A 14,989-nucleotide genomic window follows, 5' to 3' on the forward strand; every position below is an offset into this window, starting at 1 on the left:
AAACGCAGGAGCGGCGGCATGACTGCGACATATGGACCCACCGTCGGTCGGCGACGGCTCCGGTCCGCGTTACGCGCGGCGCGGGAGGCGGCGGGCCTCACCCAGGAGCAGGTCTCCCAGGAGATGGACTGGTCCCTCTCCAAGGTGATCCGGATCGAGTCCGGCGCGGTCGGCGTCTCCCCCATCGACGCGCGCGCCCTCCTGAAGCTGTACGGGGTGAGCGACCGGGAGCGGATCGACGAGCTGGTCGGGCTGGCCCGGTCCTCGCGGGCGCGCCGCTGGTGGTCGACGTACGCGGGGGCGCTCCCCGCGCCGTACACGGCGTACATCGGGCTGGAGGCGGAGACCTCGTCGGTGCTCTGCTACACGCCCACCAAGCTCCCGGCGCTCTTCCAGACCGAGGCGTACGCGGCGAAGGCGGTCCGCCGCGACCAGCCCGGTGGCGACGAGCAGAGCCAGGTGGAGGTGCGGCTCGCCCGCCAGCGCGAGGTGCTCGACAAGGCCGACCCGCCCCACATCACCGCGGTGATCGACGAGGCGGTGGTCCGGCGCATCGCCAACGACCCGCGCACCAAGCGCGAGCAGTTGGAGCGGCTCGTGTCGCTGGGCGCCCAGCCCAACATCACCATCCAGGTGCTGCCCTTCGCCGCCGGCGTCGACGGATTCCCCAACCCGTTCGCGATCCTCGAGTTTCCCGACCCGTCCGACGTCGTGATGTACGTGGAGAACGGCCTCGCCGACGACGTGGTCGACCAGCCCGACCTGGTGCGGCCGTTCCGGCACGAGTTTGAGCGGCTGCGCGAGATGGCGCTCAGCCCGGCCGAGACCCAGGAGATGATCAAACGGATCGTGGGCGGGCTCGAGTGAGCCCGCCCACGATCGGTGTGGCCCCCCGGCCCCACCTGCGCCCTTCATCCGGTCACTGCTGCCGCCTTGCCGGGCGGCTGCCGAACTTCGGGCGAAGTCTCTCCTATGGACGCATGCGCCACATGTTTACCGTCACCAGGGGCTCGGCCAGGCCGCCGAGCCGGTAGGCCTCCTGTGCCCGGAGCAGTGCCCGGGTCACCTGACCGTACTGCCGCTCCTCGTCGCTGCTGAAGAGCAGCACCGTCATGCCGCGGAACTCGCCCCACAGCTCGAAGGCCCTGGGCCGCAGGCGGTGGCCGATCGTCGCCACGAGGAATGGGATGAACGCCACCGCCGTGAGCGCCAGATATGCCTGGGCGCTCAGATCGTTGAAATCGGTGGTCACGCCGAGCGCGACCCCGATGGCGGCCAGCACGATCGCGGTCACCGTCACCGACCGAACGGTGAGCTGATGGTGCGGGCCCCGTGCCGTGTGCAGGTGGTGCAACTCGCCGACCGGAAAACGCCGACCACCGACGATGAACCAGTCGCGCGTCACCACGATGCCCGGCCGCTGGTAGAGCGGGCCGACTGATTTCGGGGTTGTTACGTCTACTGGTGTTACAGGCTGTGGTGCTGGTGACCGCGCGGGGTAGCGAGTAGTCTGCACTGCATGCCTCCTACGGCTCGTGAGGCGGGCTGGTGTGGTGGTCTTTGAGATCGGCACCTGGTGGCAGCCAGGTGCCGATCGTCTTTCGCGCTCCAGTGCCGCATCAGAGCTCTGTGCCGCCTTCAAACTGCGTTGCCGCTTGCGCGACCCAAGGGCCCTGTTGCCATTGTGCGAGATGCCATCTAGTCGAGGGAAGGGGCGCAATCAGCCACCTGGCAGATTGGAAGCGGTCTCCTAGCGGTACGGCGCCACTTTCCGCCCCCCATGTCCGATTTACCGGCACCGTCGCCCACCCAACGCGTAGAGCGACAAATCACCCATCACCCTTACGGCGACGTCACTCGGATCCACGAACTAATCACTATGAGTGACCTCGACATTTCGCTTATTGGCGGGCGTCAGTCACAAGTCACCCTCAGGCCACTTTCGCCCAACCGGCCCCGGCGCTAGGTTGGAGCCGCTGGTCCGGTCGTCAGTCACTCCCCCGGGTGGCGCCGGTCCGGTGCCGCCGAATCGCACGACGGTCACGCTCCGTCTGCGAATCGGGGACCCACCTTCTGCACTGGGGTGAATCCGCGAGCCGCGGTAGGGCGATCTTCCCGCCCGAACCCGTCAGCTAACCCGGTAGGCGGCGTTGGGGAAGAAGGTCACCGTTTGTCTTCCGCGCGGAAGCTGTTGCGCGCCCTCGTACTGGTCGCCCTCGGGTTCGGGCTGACCGTACCGGCCGCGGCGGCCCAGGCCGAGCCGTCACCCAGCGAGCTGACGGACCAGATCAACAAGGCGTCGACCGAGCTGGAGAAGGTCGTCGAGGCGTACAACAAGCTCAACGAGCAGCTCAAGCAGACCAAGGCCGCCTCGGCCGAGCTGGCCGCCAAGATGGGCCCGCTCGAGGCGCAGCTCGCCCAGGCTGACGCCGAGGTGGGCGCGATGGCGGCGGTGGCGTACCGCACCGGGCAGGTGGGCGCCGCGAGCGCGCTGCTCGACGGGAGCGGCCCCCTCGCCGACCGGCTCGGCATGCTCGACCAGCTCGCCCGCGACCGCCAGCGCCAGTTGGCCGGCTTCACGGCCGCCGAGCGGCGGTACACCGAGGAGAAGGCGAAGCTCGACGCCACGCAGGCCAAGCAGACCGCCCAGCTCAAAGAGCTCGCGGCCGGCAAGAAGAAGATCGAGGCGGATCTCAAGAAGCTGTACGAGATGCGGGAGCGGGCGTACGGCGCGGCCACCTCACCGAGCGGCGGCAAGTACACCGGCACCGTCCCCTCCGTCTCCGGCAAGGCCGGCGTGGCGGTGCGGTTCGCGTACGACGCGATCGGCAAGCCCTACGTGTGGGCGGCCGACGGCCCGAACGGGTACGACTGCTCCGGGCTCACGCTCGCCGCGTGGCGGGCGGCCGGCAAGCAACTGCCGCACAACGCCGCGATGCAATGGGACGCGGTGGCGCACATCGGCCGTGGTTCGCTCCAGCCGGGCGACCTCGTCTTCTACCGCGACCTCGGCCATGTCGCCATCTACGTGGGCAGCGGCAAGGTCATCCACGCGCCGACGTTCGGCGAGAGCGTCAAGCTGGCGTCGGTCGACATGATGAACCCGTACGGCTACGGCCGGGTCCGCTGACCCGCCCGAAAAATCTTCAACTGCGCCGATCAGGGACAGGGGATCGCGGTTCGCTCGCGGACACGCCGGTCTCCTGCCCTTGGTCGACGCATGAATCCCTGATCGGCGAGGTACCGGGCCGGCGGGAAGTGTCGTACCGCGGGCGCACCGTCGGGGCATGACTGAGCGCACCGATGCGAGCACGGCCGTGAGCCTGGCCGCCGAGCCGTATTCGTTCGACCTGTCCCTGCGCGCCCTCGCCGGCTTCGCGCCCACCGCCGGCGGCCACGTGATCGCCGGCGGCCGCGTGCGCAAGGCGTTCCTGCTCGGCGCCGACGCCGTGGTCGCCGAGGTGGGCCCCGGCGCCCCGGGCTCCGGCCCCGCAGTCACGCTCCACGCCGAGCGCCACCTGTCACCCGGGGAGCGAGCGGCGGTGCACCAGGCCGTCGGGCGGTGGCTCGGCCTCGACGACGACCTCACTGGCTTCCTCGACGTGGCCGAGCGCGACCCGGCCATGGCCACGCTGCTGCGCGCCGCACACGGGCTGCACCAGGTGCGTTTCGGCTCGCTCGCCGAGGGCACCGTCTACTTCGCACTGATCCAGCGCAGCACGCAGTGGTACGCGGCGGCCCGCAAGCGCCGCGTCGCCGCCGAGCTGGGGCCACGGCTCCGGCTCGACGGCGTGGAGCACGTCGCCTTCCCTTCGCTCGCCACCGTCTCCGCGCTGGACGACCGCGACCTGATCCGGTTCGCGGGCAGCCGGCTCCGCGCCGCCCGCGTCCGCGAGGTGGTCGACGGCGTGGCCGCGCTCGATGAGGAGTGGCTGCGCACGGGCCCCTACGACGAGGTGCGCAAGGCACTGCTCGCCGTTCCGGGCATCGGCACCTTCACCGCGCACGCCCTGCTCCTGCGAGTGCTCGGCCGTCCCGACGACGTCCCGCTGGAGATGGCCCAGTTCGAAGACGCGGCCCGCCGGCTCTACGGCGATCCCCCGCCCAGCCCGGCCGAGCTGCGCGCGGCCTACGGGCCGTTGGTCGGCTGGTGGGCCTACTACGCCCGCACCGCCGCCTCCTGGCTCCCGCAAGACACCGCCGTCGCCGTTCCGGCCTAGGGCCTAGTGCCCACCGGAGTTCACCGGTTGACCGGCGGTCCCTTCGGCCGCTGGTCACCGGCAGCCGCGAGACCCGCGCCCCGCGCCGAAGAGGCTGCCCGGGCGCGGGCCCTCGGGACAGACGAGCGGCCGGCGTCCGATGTGGACGCCGACCGCTCGGTGGGCTGATGGGGGTGGTGTCAGGCGGCCTGTAGGCCCTCGGCCCGAGCCAGCTCGCGGAGCCGGCCCAGTGCCTGGATCTCCAGCTGGCGGATCCGCTCACGGGAGAGGGAGAAGCGCGAGGCGACCTCGGTGAGCGAGTGCTCGCGCCCGTCCTCCAGGCCGTAGCGTGCCCGCATGATGCCGGCCGACCGGTCGTCGAGGTGGTTGAGCAGACCCTCGATGCGCTGGCGCTCAAGGGCGGTCAGCACGACCTCCTCCGGCGACGGCGCGTCGCTGTCGGCCACCAGGTCGCCGAGGTTGGTGTCGCCGTCGTCGCCGACCGGCGTGTCCAGCGACACGGTGTCCTGCGACCAGCGCACCAGCTCGTGCACCCGCTCGACCGGCACGCCCAGCGCCACCGCGATCTGCTCCGGCTCCGGGTCGGAGCCGAGCTCGCGGGTCAGCTGGCGAGCCACATTACGCATCCGGTTGACGTCTTCGACCAGGTGCACCGGCAGCCGCACGGTGCGCTCCTGCTGGGCGATCGCCCGGCTGATCGCCTGGCGGATCCACCACGTCGCATAGGTCGAAAACTTGAAACCGCGCTCGTAGTCGAACTTCTCCACGGCGCGCACCAGGCCGGTGTTGCCCTCCTGGATCAGGTCGAGCATCGGCATCCCCGACCGCACGTAGCGGCGGGCGATCGACACGACCAGCCGAAGGTTGGCCCGTATGAAGAGATCCTTCGCGCGCTCGCCCTCGAAGACGATGCGCTCCAGCTCCTCCTGCCCGACGCCCTTCGGGATCTGCCCCTCGTCGAGCAGGTGCTCGGCGTACAGCCCGGCCTCGATGGCCTTCGAGAGGTCGACCTCGGTAGCGGCGTCGAGCAGTGGCGTCCGGGAGATCTCGTGTAGGTAGACACCAACCAGGTCGCGCTCTTCGGCGACCTCGTCGGTGCGCATCACCACATTGCTTTCCACGTTGCTCACGATCCCCTCGCTCGCCCCTGTTGCTCTCTTGCGTGCGGTCCCCACGTTCATCAGCCCTCCCCCGTAATCTCCGCTATCCCCCGCGGTGCTGACACCTACACAACAGATGAGACGCGTAAGGGATTCCATCTGCTGAGTCGAAAGTGTCACGAATGCCTGAGTCTTAGCTGAGAGTGCGGTGCATACTTGCTGTGCACTGCCCTCATCAGGGCGTTTGGGAGCAGACCCGGTGGCGGATTGGGCGGCCGCTGCGCGCACTTCGCCCGAATAATGACACCATCCAGGCTCCGTGGCACACAGCGATCCGGGTCACTACCTCTCTGCGATCCTCGTCACTTCACAGTACGCACGTACGCCGTAGGTGGTTCACCGTCTGATCGAGGATTACCCGGGTCACATGACACCTAACTCGGGGCCGCCGCGGATCCATCCCGGGCGTGGCCGCGATCACGTCGGGTGACCCCCGCGCGGGCACTTTCAGGGGTAGCTCGGGCCTTCGGCGAGAGCGGCGAGCGCGCCACGCACCTGGCCGGCGGAGCGCACCAGCGCGCCCTGGGCCTCGGCCACGCCCGCCCCGGAGACGAGCGCCACAAGGGCCACCTTGAGGTCGCCCTCCGCCTCGGCGAGCGCGCGGCGGCAGACCTCCTCGGCGTACCCGGTCGCCTCCTCCAGGATGGAGATCATGCGGCCGCGCAGCTTCGCGTTGGTGGCGACCATGTCGATCATCAGGTTGGAGTAGACCCGGCCGAGCCGCACCATCACCGCCGTGGAGAAGGCGTTCAGCACCAGCTTCTGTGCGGTCGCCGCCTTCATCCGGGTCGAGCCGGTCACCACCTCCGGGCCGGTGTCCAGGCCGATGAAGACGTCGACGCCGGTGGCCGCCGCGGCGTCCGGGTCGGCCGCGACGAGTACCGTGCCCGCGCCCGCCGCCCCGGAAGCGCTCAGGGCGCCCAGCACGTACGGGGTGCGCCCGCTCGCCGCGAGCCCCACCACGAGGTCGCCGGCGCGTACGCACTCGGTCGCCTCGCGGGCGCCGCCCTCTTCGTCGTCCTCGGCATCCTCGACCGGCCGGAAGACCGCCTCGGGGCCGCCGGCGATGTGGGCGCAGAACCAGTCTTCCGGCGAGTTGAAGGTGGGCGGCAGCTCGGCGACGTCGAGCACGCCGAGGCGTCCTGAGGTGCCGGCGCCGAAGTAGTGCACCCGGCAGCCGGAGCGGATCGCGGTGACCGCCAGGTCGACGGCCGAGGCGATCTCGTCGAGCACCGCCGCCACCGCGGTCGGCACGGTGCGGTCGGCGTCGTTGATGACCCGCAGCACGTCGCGAGTGGACATGAGGTCGAGGTCGGCGCTGGCGGGGTTACGCCGCTCGGTCGGTGACCCGACCCGGACCACCGCGCGCCCGTCCGCCTCCGCCGTCATCGCGCCCCCCTGCGCCCTCGATCGGAGACCCGGTGGCGGGACAGGCCCGCGAGATCCCGGATCGACACGCAGCCGGCGGTGGTCACCGCGACCGCCGCGTGGTGCCCACGCGGTGGGTCTGCACGGCCTCGGCGGTGACCTCGAGCGCGCGGCGGGCCTTGCTCCGGTTGCGGGCCGCCACGCCCACGAACAGGCAGTCGACGACGGTCAGCTGGGCCAGGCGGCTGGCCATCGCGCCGGACCGGTACGTCGTCTCGCGCGCCGCCGTGGTGAGCACGAAGTCGGCCACCTCGGTGATCGGGGATCTGGGGAAGTTGGTGAGTCCGACTGTCGTGGCGCCCCGCGCCCGCGCCTGCTGCAACACCTCGACCACATCGGACGTCGTGCCGGAGTGGGAGATGCCGATCGCCACGTCGCCCTTGCCGAGCAGCGCCGCCGAGGTGAGCGCGAGGTGCACGTCCGGCCAGGCGAACGCGGTGCGCCCGATGCGGTGCAGCTTCTGCTGGAAGTCGGACGCGACGAAACCACTCGCGGCGGCACCGTAGATGTCCACGCGGCCGGCGCCGTTGATGGCGTCGACCACCTGCTCGCAGACGGCCGGGTCGAGCTGCTCGGCGGTCTCCTCCACGGCTCGCGCGTCGTTGAACGCGATCGTCGCGATGATCTGGGCCAGGTCGGCACCGGGCGGGATGTCGCCACCGACGACCCGCGCGTCCGGCGGCTCGACCCGGCGCGCGGCCTCGGCGGCGAGCCGGATGCGCAGCTGCGGGTAGCCCTCCATGCCGACCGAACGGCAGAAGCGGATCACTGTCGCCTCGGATGTCTCCGCGGCTGTGGCGAGGTCGGTGATGGTGCGCCGGGCGGCGTCGGCCGGGTCGGCCACGACGAGTCGCGCCACGCGCTGCTCCGCGGGCGACAGCGACGGCAGCAGGCCGCTGATGTGCACGATCAGCCCGCTCGCCTCGTTAGTCGCAGAAACCTTCGTCGTCTTCGCCACGGATGAAACTTACTTTCAGAGAGGTCGGACCGTCAACCGTGACCTCGGTATCTGCGACGGTACGCCGTACACCTCGGCCTCAGCCTCGGCTTTTGCTGGCCAAGCGTGCCATTCTCCACGCCGTTCGGTTCATCCCGACGTGGCGGGACGGTGAGGATACGGTTTGGGCCATGTTTGATCGCACCGCGCTCATCACGGGCGGCACTGGAGGGCTTGGCGGCGCCGTCACGGCCGCCTTCCGCGCCGCGGGCTGGCGCACCGTCGTACCCGTGCGTGAAGATCCGCCCGCCGACGACGGCGCTGTCTACCTGACCGCGGACCTCACCGATCCGGCGGCGGTGGCGGCGGCCGTGGCCGCCGCCACGAGCGATCCGGCGGCGCCGCTGCGGGCGGTGGTCAACCTGGTCGGCGGCTACGCCTCGGGCGGGCTCGTGCACGAGACGCCGATCGACGACTTCGAGGGCATGTTGACGCTCAACCTGCGCCCGACCTACCTCGTGACCCAGGCCGCCCTGCCCCACCTCGTCGAGACCGGCGGCGGCTCGGTGGTCTGCGTCTCCTCGCGCGCGGCGCTCGCCCCCTTCCCCGGCGCGATCGGCTACGTCACGGCGAAGGCCGCGGTGCTGGCATTCGCCAACGCGGTGGCGGTGGAGTACAAGTCCAGGAGCGTGCGGTGCAACACCGTGCTGCCGAGCGTCATCGACACCCCCACCAATCGGGCCGCCCAACCGGACGCCGACACCTCCCGATGGGTACGGCCCGAGGAGATCGCCCCGGTGATCCGCTTCCTGGCCGGCGAGGAGTCGGCGCCGATGAGCGGCGCGGCCATCCCGGTCTACGGGCGGGCGTAGGTCGGACCCGCGAGCATCTCGAGGTGCTCGTTGATCCGGGCGGTCACCTCGTCGGGCGTACCACTGGCATCAATTACGACAAACGACTTGAATTCTGGCAAAGAGCGATATGCCACGTCCGAGGTTGCCAGAAACTCCTCGCTCTCGTGGTCCTCCCCACGCAGGTCGATCCGGCGCACCGCCTCGGCCGCGTCCAGGGCCAGGAAGAAGGTCATGTCCGGCCGGGGAAAGAGCGCGTACGCCGCCCGCGCGAACCACTCCGCCACCCGGCTGCCCTCGTGCGCGCGGATGCTCGCGTACTGGCAGACGGCGTACCGATCCATGACCGCCACCCGGCCGCGCAGGCGGGACCGGAGCAGCGCGCGGGCGATGGCGAGCCAGCGCAGGATCGACTCGACCAGCAGGAGTCCGGCACGGCCGAGCAGGCGCTGGGCGTCACTGCCGCGGCCCAGGCGCTTGGCGAGCCGGCCGAACCAGCGGCGGCCACCGGCGTTCTGCCAGTAGGTGGCGGGTAGCCCGACCTCGGTCAGCGCCGCGGCCAGCCGGTGGGCCTGGGTGGTCTTGCCGGAGCCGTCCACGCCCACAAGGGCGACAACCCGTGGCCGCCTCGTCACAGCAAGCCGAACTCTGGATAGATCACGGCGATCCAGGCTACCTGAGCAGCGCCACCTCGTACTTTCGGCTAGATTTCTCGGAGCCATTTGGTCTAAGGTGAGATAGCTGATCGGTTAGCCCCGCCAGGATGATCGGGCAGCGCACGAGCACAAGAAGTACGAACACGAGTCCGGACACAGGTGCAGGGAGGATCACCATGACCGCGACACACGTGCACCAGCCGAAGAGCAACGCCCTCCTGGACGAGCGCCAGGTCACTGATAGCGCCGCCGACATGCTTACCACGATGGCCTCGCTGCCGACGCACCACCCGTCCCGGGCCAGGGTGCGCGACCAGGTGATCGAGTCGTGGCTGCCGCTGGCGCAGCACCTCGCCAACCGCTTCGCCGGACGTGGTGAGCCGATCGAGGATCTGGTGCAGACGGCCACCGTCGGGCTGATCAAGGCGGTCGACAAGTTCGACCCCGCGCGCGGCGTCGAGTTCGCCGCGTACGCGATCCCCACCATCATCGGTGAGATCAAGCGTCACTTCCGTGACCGCACGTGGGACATCCGCGTTCCCCGCCGCCTCCAGGAGCTGCGGCTCAGCATCTCCGAGGCGACGAGCACGCTGCTCCAGACGCTCGGCCGCTCGCCGACCGTCGCCGACATCGCCGCGCACATCGGGATCAGCGAGGAAGAGGTCCTGGAAGGGCTGGAAGGCGCCCGGGCGTACAACGCGGTGTCGCTCTCCATGCCGACCAGCGACGGCGACCGCGCCACCGAACTGGGCGACATGCTCGGCAGCGAGGACAGCGAGTTCGAGCTCGCCGAGCTGCGGGTCGCCCTCGGCCCCGCCCTCGCCGCCCTGGACCAGCGCGAGCAGAAGATCCTCACCCTCCGCTTCTACGGCAACATGACCCAGTCGCAGATCGCCGACCAGATCGGCGTCTCGCAGATGCACGTGTCCCGGCTGCTCGCCCGGGCGCTGGCCAAGCTCCGCGGCCACCTCGGCGAGGACTCCGCCTAGGTCACGCGGGCGTTCGCCACACACCAGCCGCGACGGCGGTTCGCCGTCTGCACCAGGCGCTCGGCGGCGGTTCGCCGTGCGAGCGATCCAAATGCGCACGGACGGTCCGGTGTGCCCGTCAGGGGGTTTCGACCCCGAGGAGGGGCACGGGTCACACCGGTCCGTCCGTGCGCGCGTACCCCGCTGGTGGCGTGTCAACCGAGTGCCGCCCGGGTATCTGTACTTCCTCCCCCCGAGCGACCGAGCTGAGGAGCCTTCATGAGCGTTGACGAGGGACTGCTCAACACACTCAAGCGAGTTGCCGCCACCTTGAAGCAGGCCGAGATCCCGTTCGCACTCGGCGGAAGCTTCGCCGTGTACGCGCACGGCGGCCACTCCGGCGACCACGACGTCGACTTCCTGATCCGGGAGGAGGACGTCGAGCGCGCGCTGGAGGCGTTGGTGGCGACCGGCTTCCGGGCCGAGCGGCCGCCCGAGGACTGGTTGGTCAAGGTCTACGACGACGACGGCCGGATGGTGGATCTGATCCACCATCCGCTGGACACGCCCGTTACCGAGGAGACGCTGGCCGACACCGTCCCCCGGGTCGTCGACGCGATCGTCATGCCGTGCCTGACCGCCACGCAACTGATGATTCACAAGCTGCTGAGCTTCACCGAGCACTACTGCGACTTCACTCGAGGGCTGCCGCTCGCCCGGTCGCTGCGCGAGCAGATCGACTGGGACCGCGTCCGCAAGGAGACCGCGCAGTCGCCGTACGCCGAGGCGTTCCTCCTGCTGCTCGAACGCCTGGAGGTGGTCCCATGATCGACGAGTACGTGGAGGCGGCCGTACAGCGGCTCCTCACCGAACACTCGGACCTCGCCGAGCAGGGCATCACAGTGGCCCGCCGGGAACGCACGATGCTCCTCCGCGGAGAGGTGGAGAGCACCGCCCGCCGGGACGAGATCGTGCGGCTGGTCGAGGAGCACTTCCCGGACATACCGCTCTGGGTCGACATCGGCATCACGCGCACGAACCCACCAAGCGAGCCGGAGGTCCTTCCGTGAAAGAGGCGTACGACCCACCGATCCGGATAGCGGCGGTCGGCGACGTCCACATGGACCAGGACGTACTCGGCCGCTTCCGCCCGGCGCTGGAGCAACTGTCCGAACAGGCCGATCTGCTGCTGCTGGCCGGCGACCTGACCCGGCACGGCACCGAGGCCGAGGCGCGTTGCGTGGCCCAGGAGTTCGGCCACCTCGACGTACCGGTGATCGCGGTGCTGGGCAACCACGACTACCACTGCGACCAGGTGGAGACGGTCGTGGACGTGCTGACCGACGAGGGCGGCATTACCGTCCTGGAGGGCGGCAGCACGGTCGTGGAGACCCCCGCCTGCCGCGTCGGTATCGCCGGCGCGAAGGGCTTCGGCGGTGGCTTCGCGGGGCGGTGCGCCAGCGAGTTCGGCGAGCCGGAGATGAAGGCGTTCGTACGCACCACCAGCGCCGTGTCGGACCGGCTGGGGCAGGCGCTGCGCGACCTCGACTGTGACGTACGGATCGCGCTGACCCACTACGCGCCGGTGCCGGACACGCTCGCCGGTGAGCCGCCGGAGATCTACCCGTTCCTCGGCTCGTACCTGCTCGGTCAGGCCATCGACTCGGCGCCCACCGCGCTGGCCGTGCACGGGCACGCGCACGCTGGCACCGAGCGGGGCGCGACGCCGGGCGGCGTACGGGTGCGGAACGTGGCGCATCCCGTCATCAAGCAGGCTTACAGCGTCTTCCGACTGGGCTGAGAACGGGTTTCTGCGCAGACCACCAGGGGTACCTACAACACATGGAATTTCTTCTGTGGATCCTCGCGGTTGTACTCGTGGTCGCCGGCGTCCTGGCGCTCTTCCGCCGGCAGGTCCTGTGGGGCATCGTCCTCATCATCGTCGGGCTGCTCGTTGGCCCGGGCGGCGTCAGCATCTTCACCTAACCCCCTCCGTACACAGGCCGATCTGGACGGTTCGCGGCTCCCCCAACAGCCGCGAGCCGTCCAGATCTGTGTAAGGTGCGGCGCACACCGTGTCCGGCCGGCCACCGCGCCGCGTGCCTCAATCTCTGGTGTGGCTGAGATCCATCACCTGACGTACGGCGCGATGAACCCCGTCGTCGCCTACCTGATCGCCTTCGTCGGCTCGCTGCTCGGCTTGGTCTGCACGACCCGGGCGCGGGCCGCTCGCCATCCCAGGCGGCGCAACCGGTGGCTGGTCCTGGCCGCCATCACGATCGGTGGCGCCGCGGTCTGGCTCATGCACTTCACCGCGATGTTCGGCTTCGACGTGCCGGACAGCCCGGTCCGGTACAGCCCGGTACTCACGGTCGCCAGCCTCGTCATCGCGGTCGTTACCACCGGTGCCGCGCTCTTCGTCGTCGGGCGGGGCGACCCGACCCTCGGCCGCGTCGCCATCGGCGGGCTGCTCATCGGCGCCGGCGCCGTGGCGATGCACCACACGGCGATGGCCGCGGTCCGCGTGGCCGGTTGGATCGAGTACGAACCCGCGCTCGTCGCCGCCTCCGCGCTGATCGCCGTCGCGACCGCCATCGCCGCGCTCTGGCTCACCGTGGTGGTACGCGGCTGGCGCGCGGTCGTCGCGGCCGCGTTCCTCCTCGGGCTCGGCCTGTGCGGCATGCACTACACCGGCATGGCCGCCATACGCGTACGGCTGTGGGCGCCCGGCGACAACCGGGTCGAAGGGCTCAGCCCGTCGCTGCTGATCGTGCCGATCACCGTGCTCGCCGCGGTCACGCTGATCGGTGTGGCGTTCAGCGCGCTCCAGGCGATGACCGAGGAGGAGTTCGCCGACGAACGCTGGCCGGCGGCGCGAGTGGTGTGGCCACCGGCCGACCCGGCATCGCCAGGCGGGAGGCCCGGGCAGCGCCCGGCGCGGGCGGTCCGGGCGATCGAGGCACCGCGGGCGGCGCTCGAAGACACCGCCCGGGGCGCCCGGCGTCCACACCGGACCGGGCGCCCCGGCGGGGTCAGCAGCGCGGGACGCCCGGGATGAAGCCGTCGTACCCGGTGTAGACGTACGCGTCGGAGACGAACCGCCCGGTGCCGATCCGGTCCCAGATGTTGCTGGTGCCGTACGTACCGGTGACCGTGGTGCCGGTGGTCTGGCAGTAGATGGTGACCCCGGCACCATCGGCAACCGTGCCGACCGAGCTGTAGCCCGTACCCGGTCCGGATCGGACGGTCAGCGGCGAGCCGGCGGTGTTGACGGTGCCTGCGCCGGTGTTGCCGCCGGAGCAGGCGTTGTCGCTCGTGTACGTCTTCGTGCCCCAGTACAGGGCGAGCGCGCCGTTGAAGCGGATCTGGATGTCGGCGCCGTTCAGCCGCTGCTCGTAGTGCAGGTGCGGCCCGGTCGAGCCGCCCGTGGTGCCGACCCAGCCGATGACCGTGCCGTAGCCCACCGTCTGCCCCACCGAGACGTTGAAGCCGTTGAGGTGCGCGTAGTACGTCGTGTAGCCGCTGCCGTGGTTGATCCGGACGTACTTGCCGTAGCTGGTGTTGCCGAGGTCGGTGACCCGGTCGACGGTGCCGGGCGCGCTCGCCACCACCGGGTCGCCGAGGTCGTCGGTGCGGTTGAAGTCGATCGCGTTCGCCGGGCTGTGGGCGGGGCGGGTCTGCCCGGACCATGACTGTCCACACGGGAACGGGACCTTGAAGGTCGGTGCGGCCTGCGCCGGGCCGGGCCCGACCAGGACCACGGCGGCCGCGATGGCGGTCACCGCCATGAGCCGGAGTACGCGGCGGATCATCCAGAACCTCCCCAGTGACGAAATCCTTCCACTTTGGGCGGCAGTCTGACAGAAACCTTCAGAGAGGGGAAGACGGGCCGACGGAAATTGGCGTGATCCGGTATACCTGGTGCCCATGGCGTCCCCGACGTACCTCGCGACCATGCCGCTGCACGCCATCACCGAGGTCTACGGGGAAGAAGGGCTGCGCCAGCGGTTCGCACTGGAGGTGGCCCGCTTCGGCGCGGCCGACCAGGAGCGGCTGACCGAGGCGCTCGACCTGGCCGCACACCTGCACCGCGACGATCGCCGGGTCCGCGAGCCCTACCTCAACCACCTGCTGCGGGTCGCCATCCGGATCATGTCGCACTACGGCGTCGACGACGTCGACGTGGTCGTGGCGGCACTGCTCCACGACGCGGTCGAAGACCACCCCGGCGAGTTGGGCGGCGGCACCGAGGCGGCGCTGGCCGAGCTGGCGCGGCGGTTCAACCCGCGGGTCGCCGACCTCGTGCGCTCGGTGACCAACCCGGCATACGACCCCGAGCGCGACCGCGACGAGCAGTACCGGGCGCACGTCGCGGAGAGCCTCGACCGCGACCCGTGGGCCCGCGTGATCAAGGTTTCCGACTTCACCGACAACGGGGTCGGCGTCATCCACACCACGGGGCCGAAGGTGCGCAGCTCAGCCATCAAGTACCGGCCGCTCGTGCCGGTCTTCCGGGAGCTGATGGTGCGTCCGGACACGCCGCTCTCCGGCCCGGCGAAGGCCCACATCATGGACCAACTGGACCTCGCCGAGAGCCGTTTTGCGGCGATCTTGGACGCCCCTGGAAGCGCTCCCGACGTTTCCTAATCGTTACGGCTTCCTCGCTTCAAAGCCTGGACGATGGATCGTGCAAGCGCTTACATGTGTAGACGCCCCAAGTCGGGACCGGCACGCGGGTCAATGCACCGTGCCGGCGAGGAAGGAGGACG

17 protein-coding genes and 1 riboswitch are annotated in these 14,989 nt (G+C 70.3%); of the genes, 11 read left to right on the forward strand and 6 right to left on the reverse strand.

Features of this window, described 5'->3' with window-relative positions; translation table 11 throughout:
- Positions 1-18 precede the first annotated feature (18 nt).
- Complete coding sequence (locus tag ACFFIA_RS31875; RefSeq protein WP_377257977.1) at positions 19-867, forward strand: helix-turn-helix domain-containing protein; 849 nt, start codon at positions 19-21, stop codon at positions 865-867.
- 103 nt (positions 868-970) lie between these two features.
- Here ACFFIA_RS31875 and ACFFIA_RS31880 read toward each other — a convergent pair whose 3' ends face one another.
- Positions 971-1,573 (reverse strand): DUF6232 family protein, encoded by a 603-nt coding sequence (locus tag ACFFIA_RS31880; protein ID WP_377257980.1) that lies wholly within the window; start codon positions 1,571-1,573, stop codon positions 971-973.
- 439 nt (positions 1,574-2,012) lie between these two features.
- Positions 2,013-2,162: riboswitch (cyclic di-AMP (ydaO/yuaA leader) on the forward strand.
- A gap of 8 nt (positions 2,163-2,170) precedes the next feature.
- Here ACFFIA_RS31880 and ACFFIA_RS31885 point away from each other — a divergent pair.
- Both ACFFIA_RS31885 and ACFFIA_RS31890 read left to right on the forward strand, forming a co-directional pair.
- Entirely contained in the window at positions 2,171-3,130 is a 960-nt protein-coding gene (locus tag ACFFIA_RS31885; RefSeq protein ID WP_377257983.1) for a C40 family peptidase, read from the forward strand.
- A gap of 157 nt (positions 3,131-3,287) precedes the next feature.
- The gene (locus ACFFIA_RS31890) at positions 3,288-4,220 is read left to right on the forward strand and encodes a DNA-3-methyladenine glycosylase family protein (protein ID WP_377257986.1); all 933 of its coding nucleotides are present in this window, start codon (positions 3,288-3,290) and stop codon (positions 4,218-4,220) included.
- Positions 4,221-4,399: 179 nt separating this feature from the next.
- Here the strand turns inward: ACFFIA_RS31890 and ACFFIA_RS31895 are convergent, their stop codons facing one another.
- The 3 genes from ACFFIA_RS31895 to ACFFIA_RS31905 form a co-directional block, all read right to left on the reverse strand.
- On the reverse strand, positions 4,400-5,401 hold the full coding sequence (locus tag ACFFIA_RS31895) for a sigma-70 family RNA polymerase sigma factor (protein WP_377257988.1): 1,002 nt from the start codon (positions 5,399-5,401) through the stop codon (positions 4,400-4,402).
- A 426-nt stretch (positions 5,402-5,827) separates the two neighbouring features.
- A complete protein-coding gene (murQ, locus tag ACFFIA_RS31900) occupies positions 5,828-6,769 on the reverse strand; it encodes an N-acetylmuramic acid 6-phosphate etherase (protein WP_377257991.1) in 942 nt (313 codons plus the stop codon).
- Between the two features lie 82 nt (positions 6,770-6,851).
- Complete coding sequence (locus tag ACFFIA_RS31905; RefSeq protein WP_377257994.1) at positions 6,852-7,766, reverse strand: MurR/RpiR family transcriptional regulator; 915 nt, start codon at positions 7,764-7,766, stop codon at positions 6,852-6,854.
- Between the two features lie 170 nt (positions 7,767-7,936).
- On the opposite strand from ACFFIA_RS31905, the gene ACFFIA_RS31910 reads away from it, so the two are divergent.
- Positions 7,937-8,617 (forward strand): SDR family NAD(P)-dependent oxidoreductase, encoded by a 681-nt coding sequence (locus ACFFIA_RS31910; RefSeq protein ID WP_377257997.1) that lies wholly within the window; start codon positions 7,937-7,939, stop codon positions 8,615-8,617.
- On the opposite strand, the gene ACFFIA_RS31915 is transcribed toward ACFFIA_RS31910, so the two are convergent.
- On the reverse strand, positions 8,602-9,231 hold the full coding sequence (locus ACFFIA_RS31915; RefSeq protein WP_377258000.1) for a dTMP kinase: 630 nt from the start codon (positions 9,229-9,231) through the stop codon (positions 8,602-8,604). The two genes, ACFFIA_RS31910 and ACFFIA_RS31915, sit on opposite strands and share 16 nt — an antisense overlap.
- A gap of 197 nt (positions 9,232-9,428) precedes the next feature.
- On the opposite strand from ACFFIA_RS31915, the gene ACFFIA_RS31920 reads away from it, so the two are divergent.
- The 6 genes from ACFFIA_RS31920 (at position 9,429) to ACFFIA_RS31945 (ending at position 13,278) form a co-directional block, all read left to right on the forward strand.
- Complete coding sequence (locus tag ACFFIA_RS31920) at positions 9,429-10,241, forward strand: SigB/SigF/SigG family RNA polymerase sigma factor (RefSeq protein ID WP_377258003.1); 813 nt, start codon at positions 9,429-9,431, stop codon at positions 10,239-10,241.
- A 258-nt stretch (positions 10,242-10,499) separates the two neighbouring features.
- Positions 10,500-11,048 (forward strand): nucleotidyltransferase, encoded by a 549-nt coding sequence (locus ACFFIA_RS31925; RefSeq protein WP_377258006.1) that lies wholly within the window; start codon positions 10,500-10,502, stop codon positions 11,046-11,048.
- Positions 11,045-11,290 carry a BON domain-containing protein gene (locus ACFFIA_RS31930; RefSeq protein WP_377258009.1) on the forward strand — a complete coding sequence of 82 codons (246 nt, stop codon included), beginning with the start codon at positions 11,045-11,047 and terminating at the stop codon, positions 11,288-11,290. The genes ACFFIA_RS31925 and ACFFIA_RS31930 overlap by 4 nt, the downstream gene beginning before the upstream one ends.
- Complete coding sequence (locus ACFFIA_RS31935) at positions 11,287-12,021, forward strand: metallophosphoesterase family protein (RefSeq protein ID WP_377258012.1); 735 nt, start codon at positions 11,287-11,289, stop codon at positions 12,019-12,021. The genes ACFFIA_RS31930 and ACFFIA_RS31935 overlap by 4 nt, the downstream gene beginning before the upstream one ends.
- A gap of 41 nt (positions 12,022-12,062) precedes the next feature.
- Positions 12,063-12,206: a GPGG-motif small membrane protein gene (locus ACFFIA_RS31940; RefSeq protein ID WP_173041606.1), complete on the forward strand. Its 144-nt coding sequence runs from the start codon at positions 12,063-12,065 to the stop codon at positions 12,204-12,206.
- A gap of 130 nt (positions 12,207-12,336) precedes the next feature.
- Positions 12,337-13,278 (forward strand): MHYT domain-containing protein, encoded by a 942-nt coding sequence (locus ACFFIA_RS31945; protein WP_377258015.1) that lies wholly within the window; start codon positions 12,337-12,339, stop codon positions 13,276-13,278.
- On the opposite strand, the gene ACFFIA_RS31950 is transcribed toward ACFFIA_RS31945, so the two are convergent.
- Positions 13,253-14,032, reverse strand: a complete 780-nt coding sequence (locus tag ACFFIA_RS31950; RefSeq protein WP_377258018.1) for a peptidoglycan DD-metalloendopeptidase family protein — start codon at positions 14,030-14,032, stop codon at positions 13,253-13,255. The two genes, ACFFIA_RS31945 and ACFFIA_RS31950, sit on opposite strands and share 26 nt — an antisense overlap.
- A 115-nt stretch (positions 14,033-14,147) precedes the next feature.
- Here ACFFIA_RS31950 and ACFFIA_RS31955 point away from each other — a divergent pair, with 115 nt between their 5' ends.
- Positions 14,148-14,867, forward strand: coding sequence for an HD domain-containing protein (locus tag ACFFIA_RS31955; protein ID WP_377258021.1), 720 nt, complete (start codon positions 14,148-14,150; stop codon positions 14,865-14,867).
- Positions 14,868-14,989 lie beyond the last annotated feature (122 nt).

It is taken from the genome of Phytohabitans kaempferiae (assembly GCF_042433955.1).
Taxonomy (GTDB): Bacteria; Actinomycetota; Actinomycetes; order Mycobacteriales; family Micromonosporaceae; genus Phytohabitans; species Phytohabitans kaempferiae.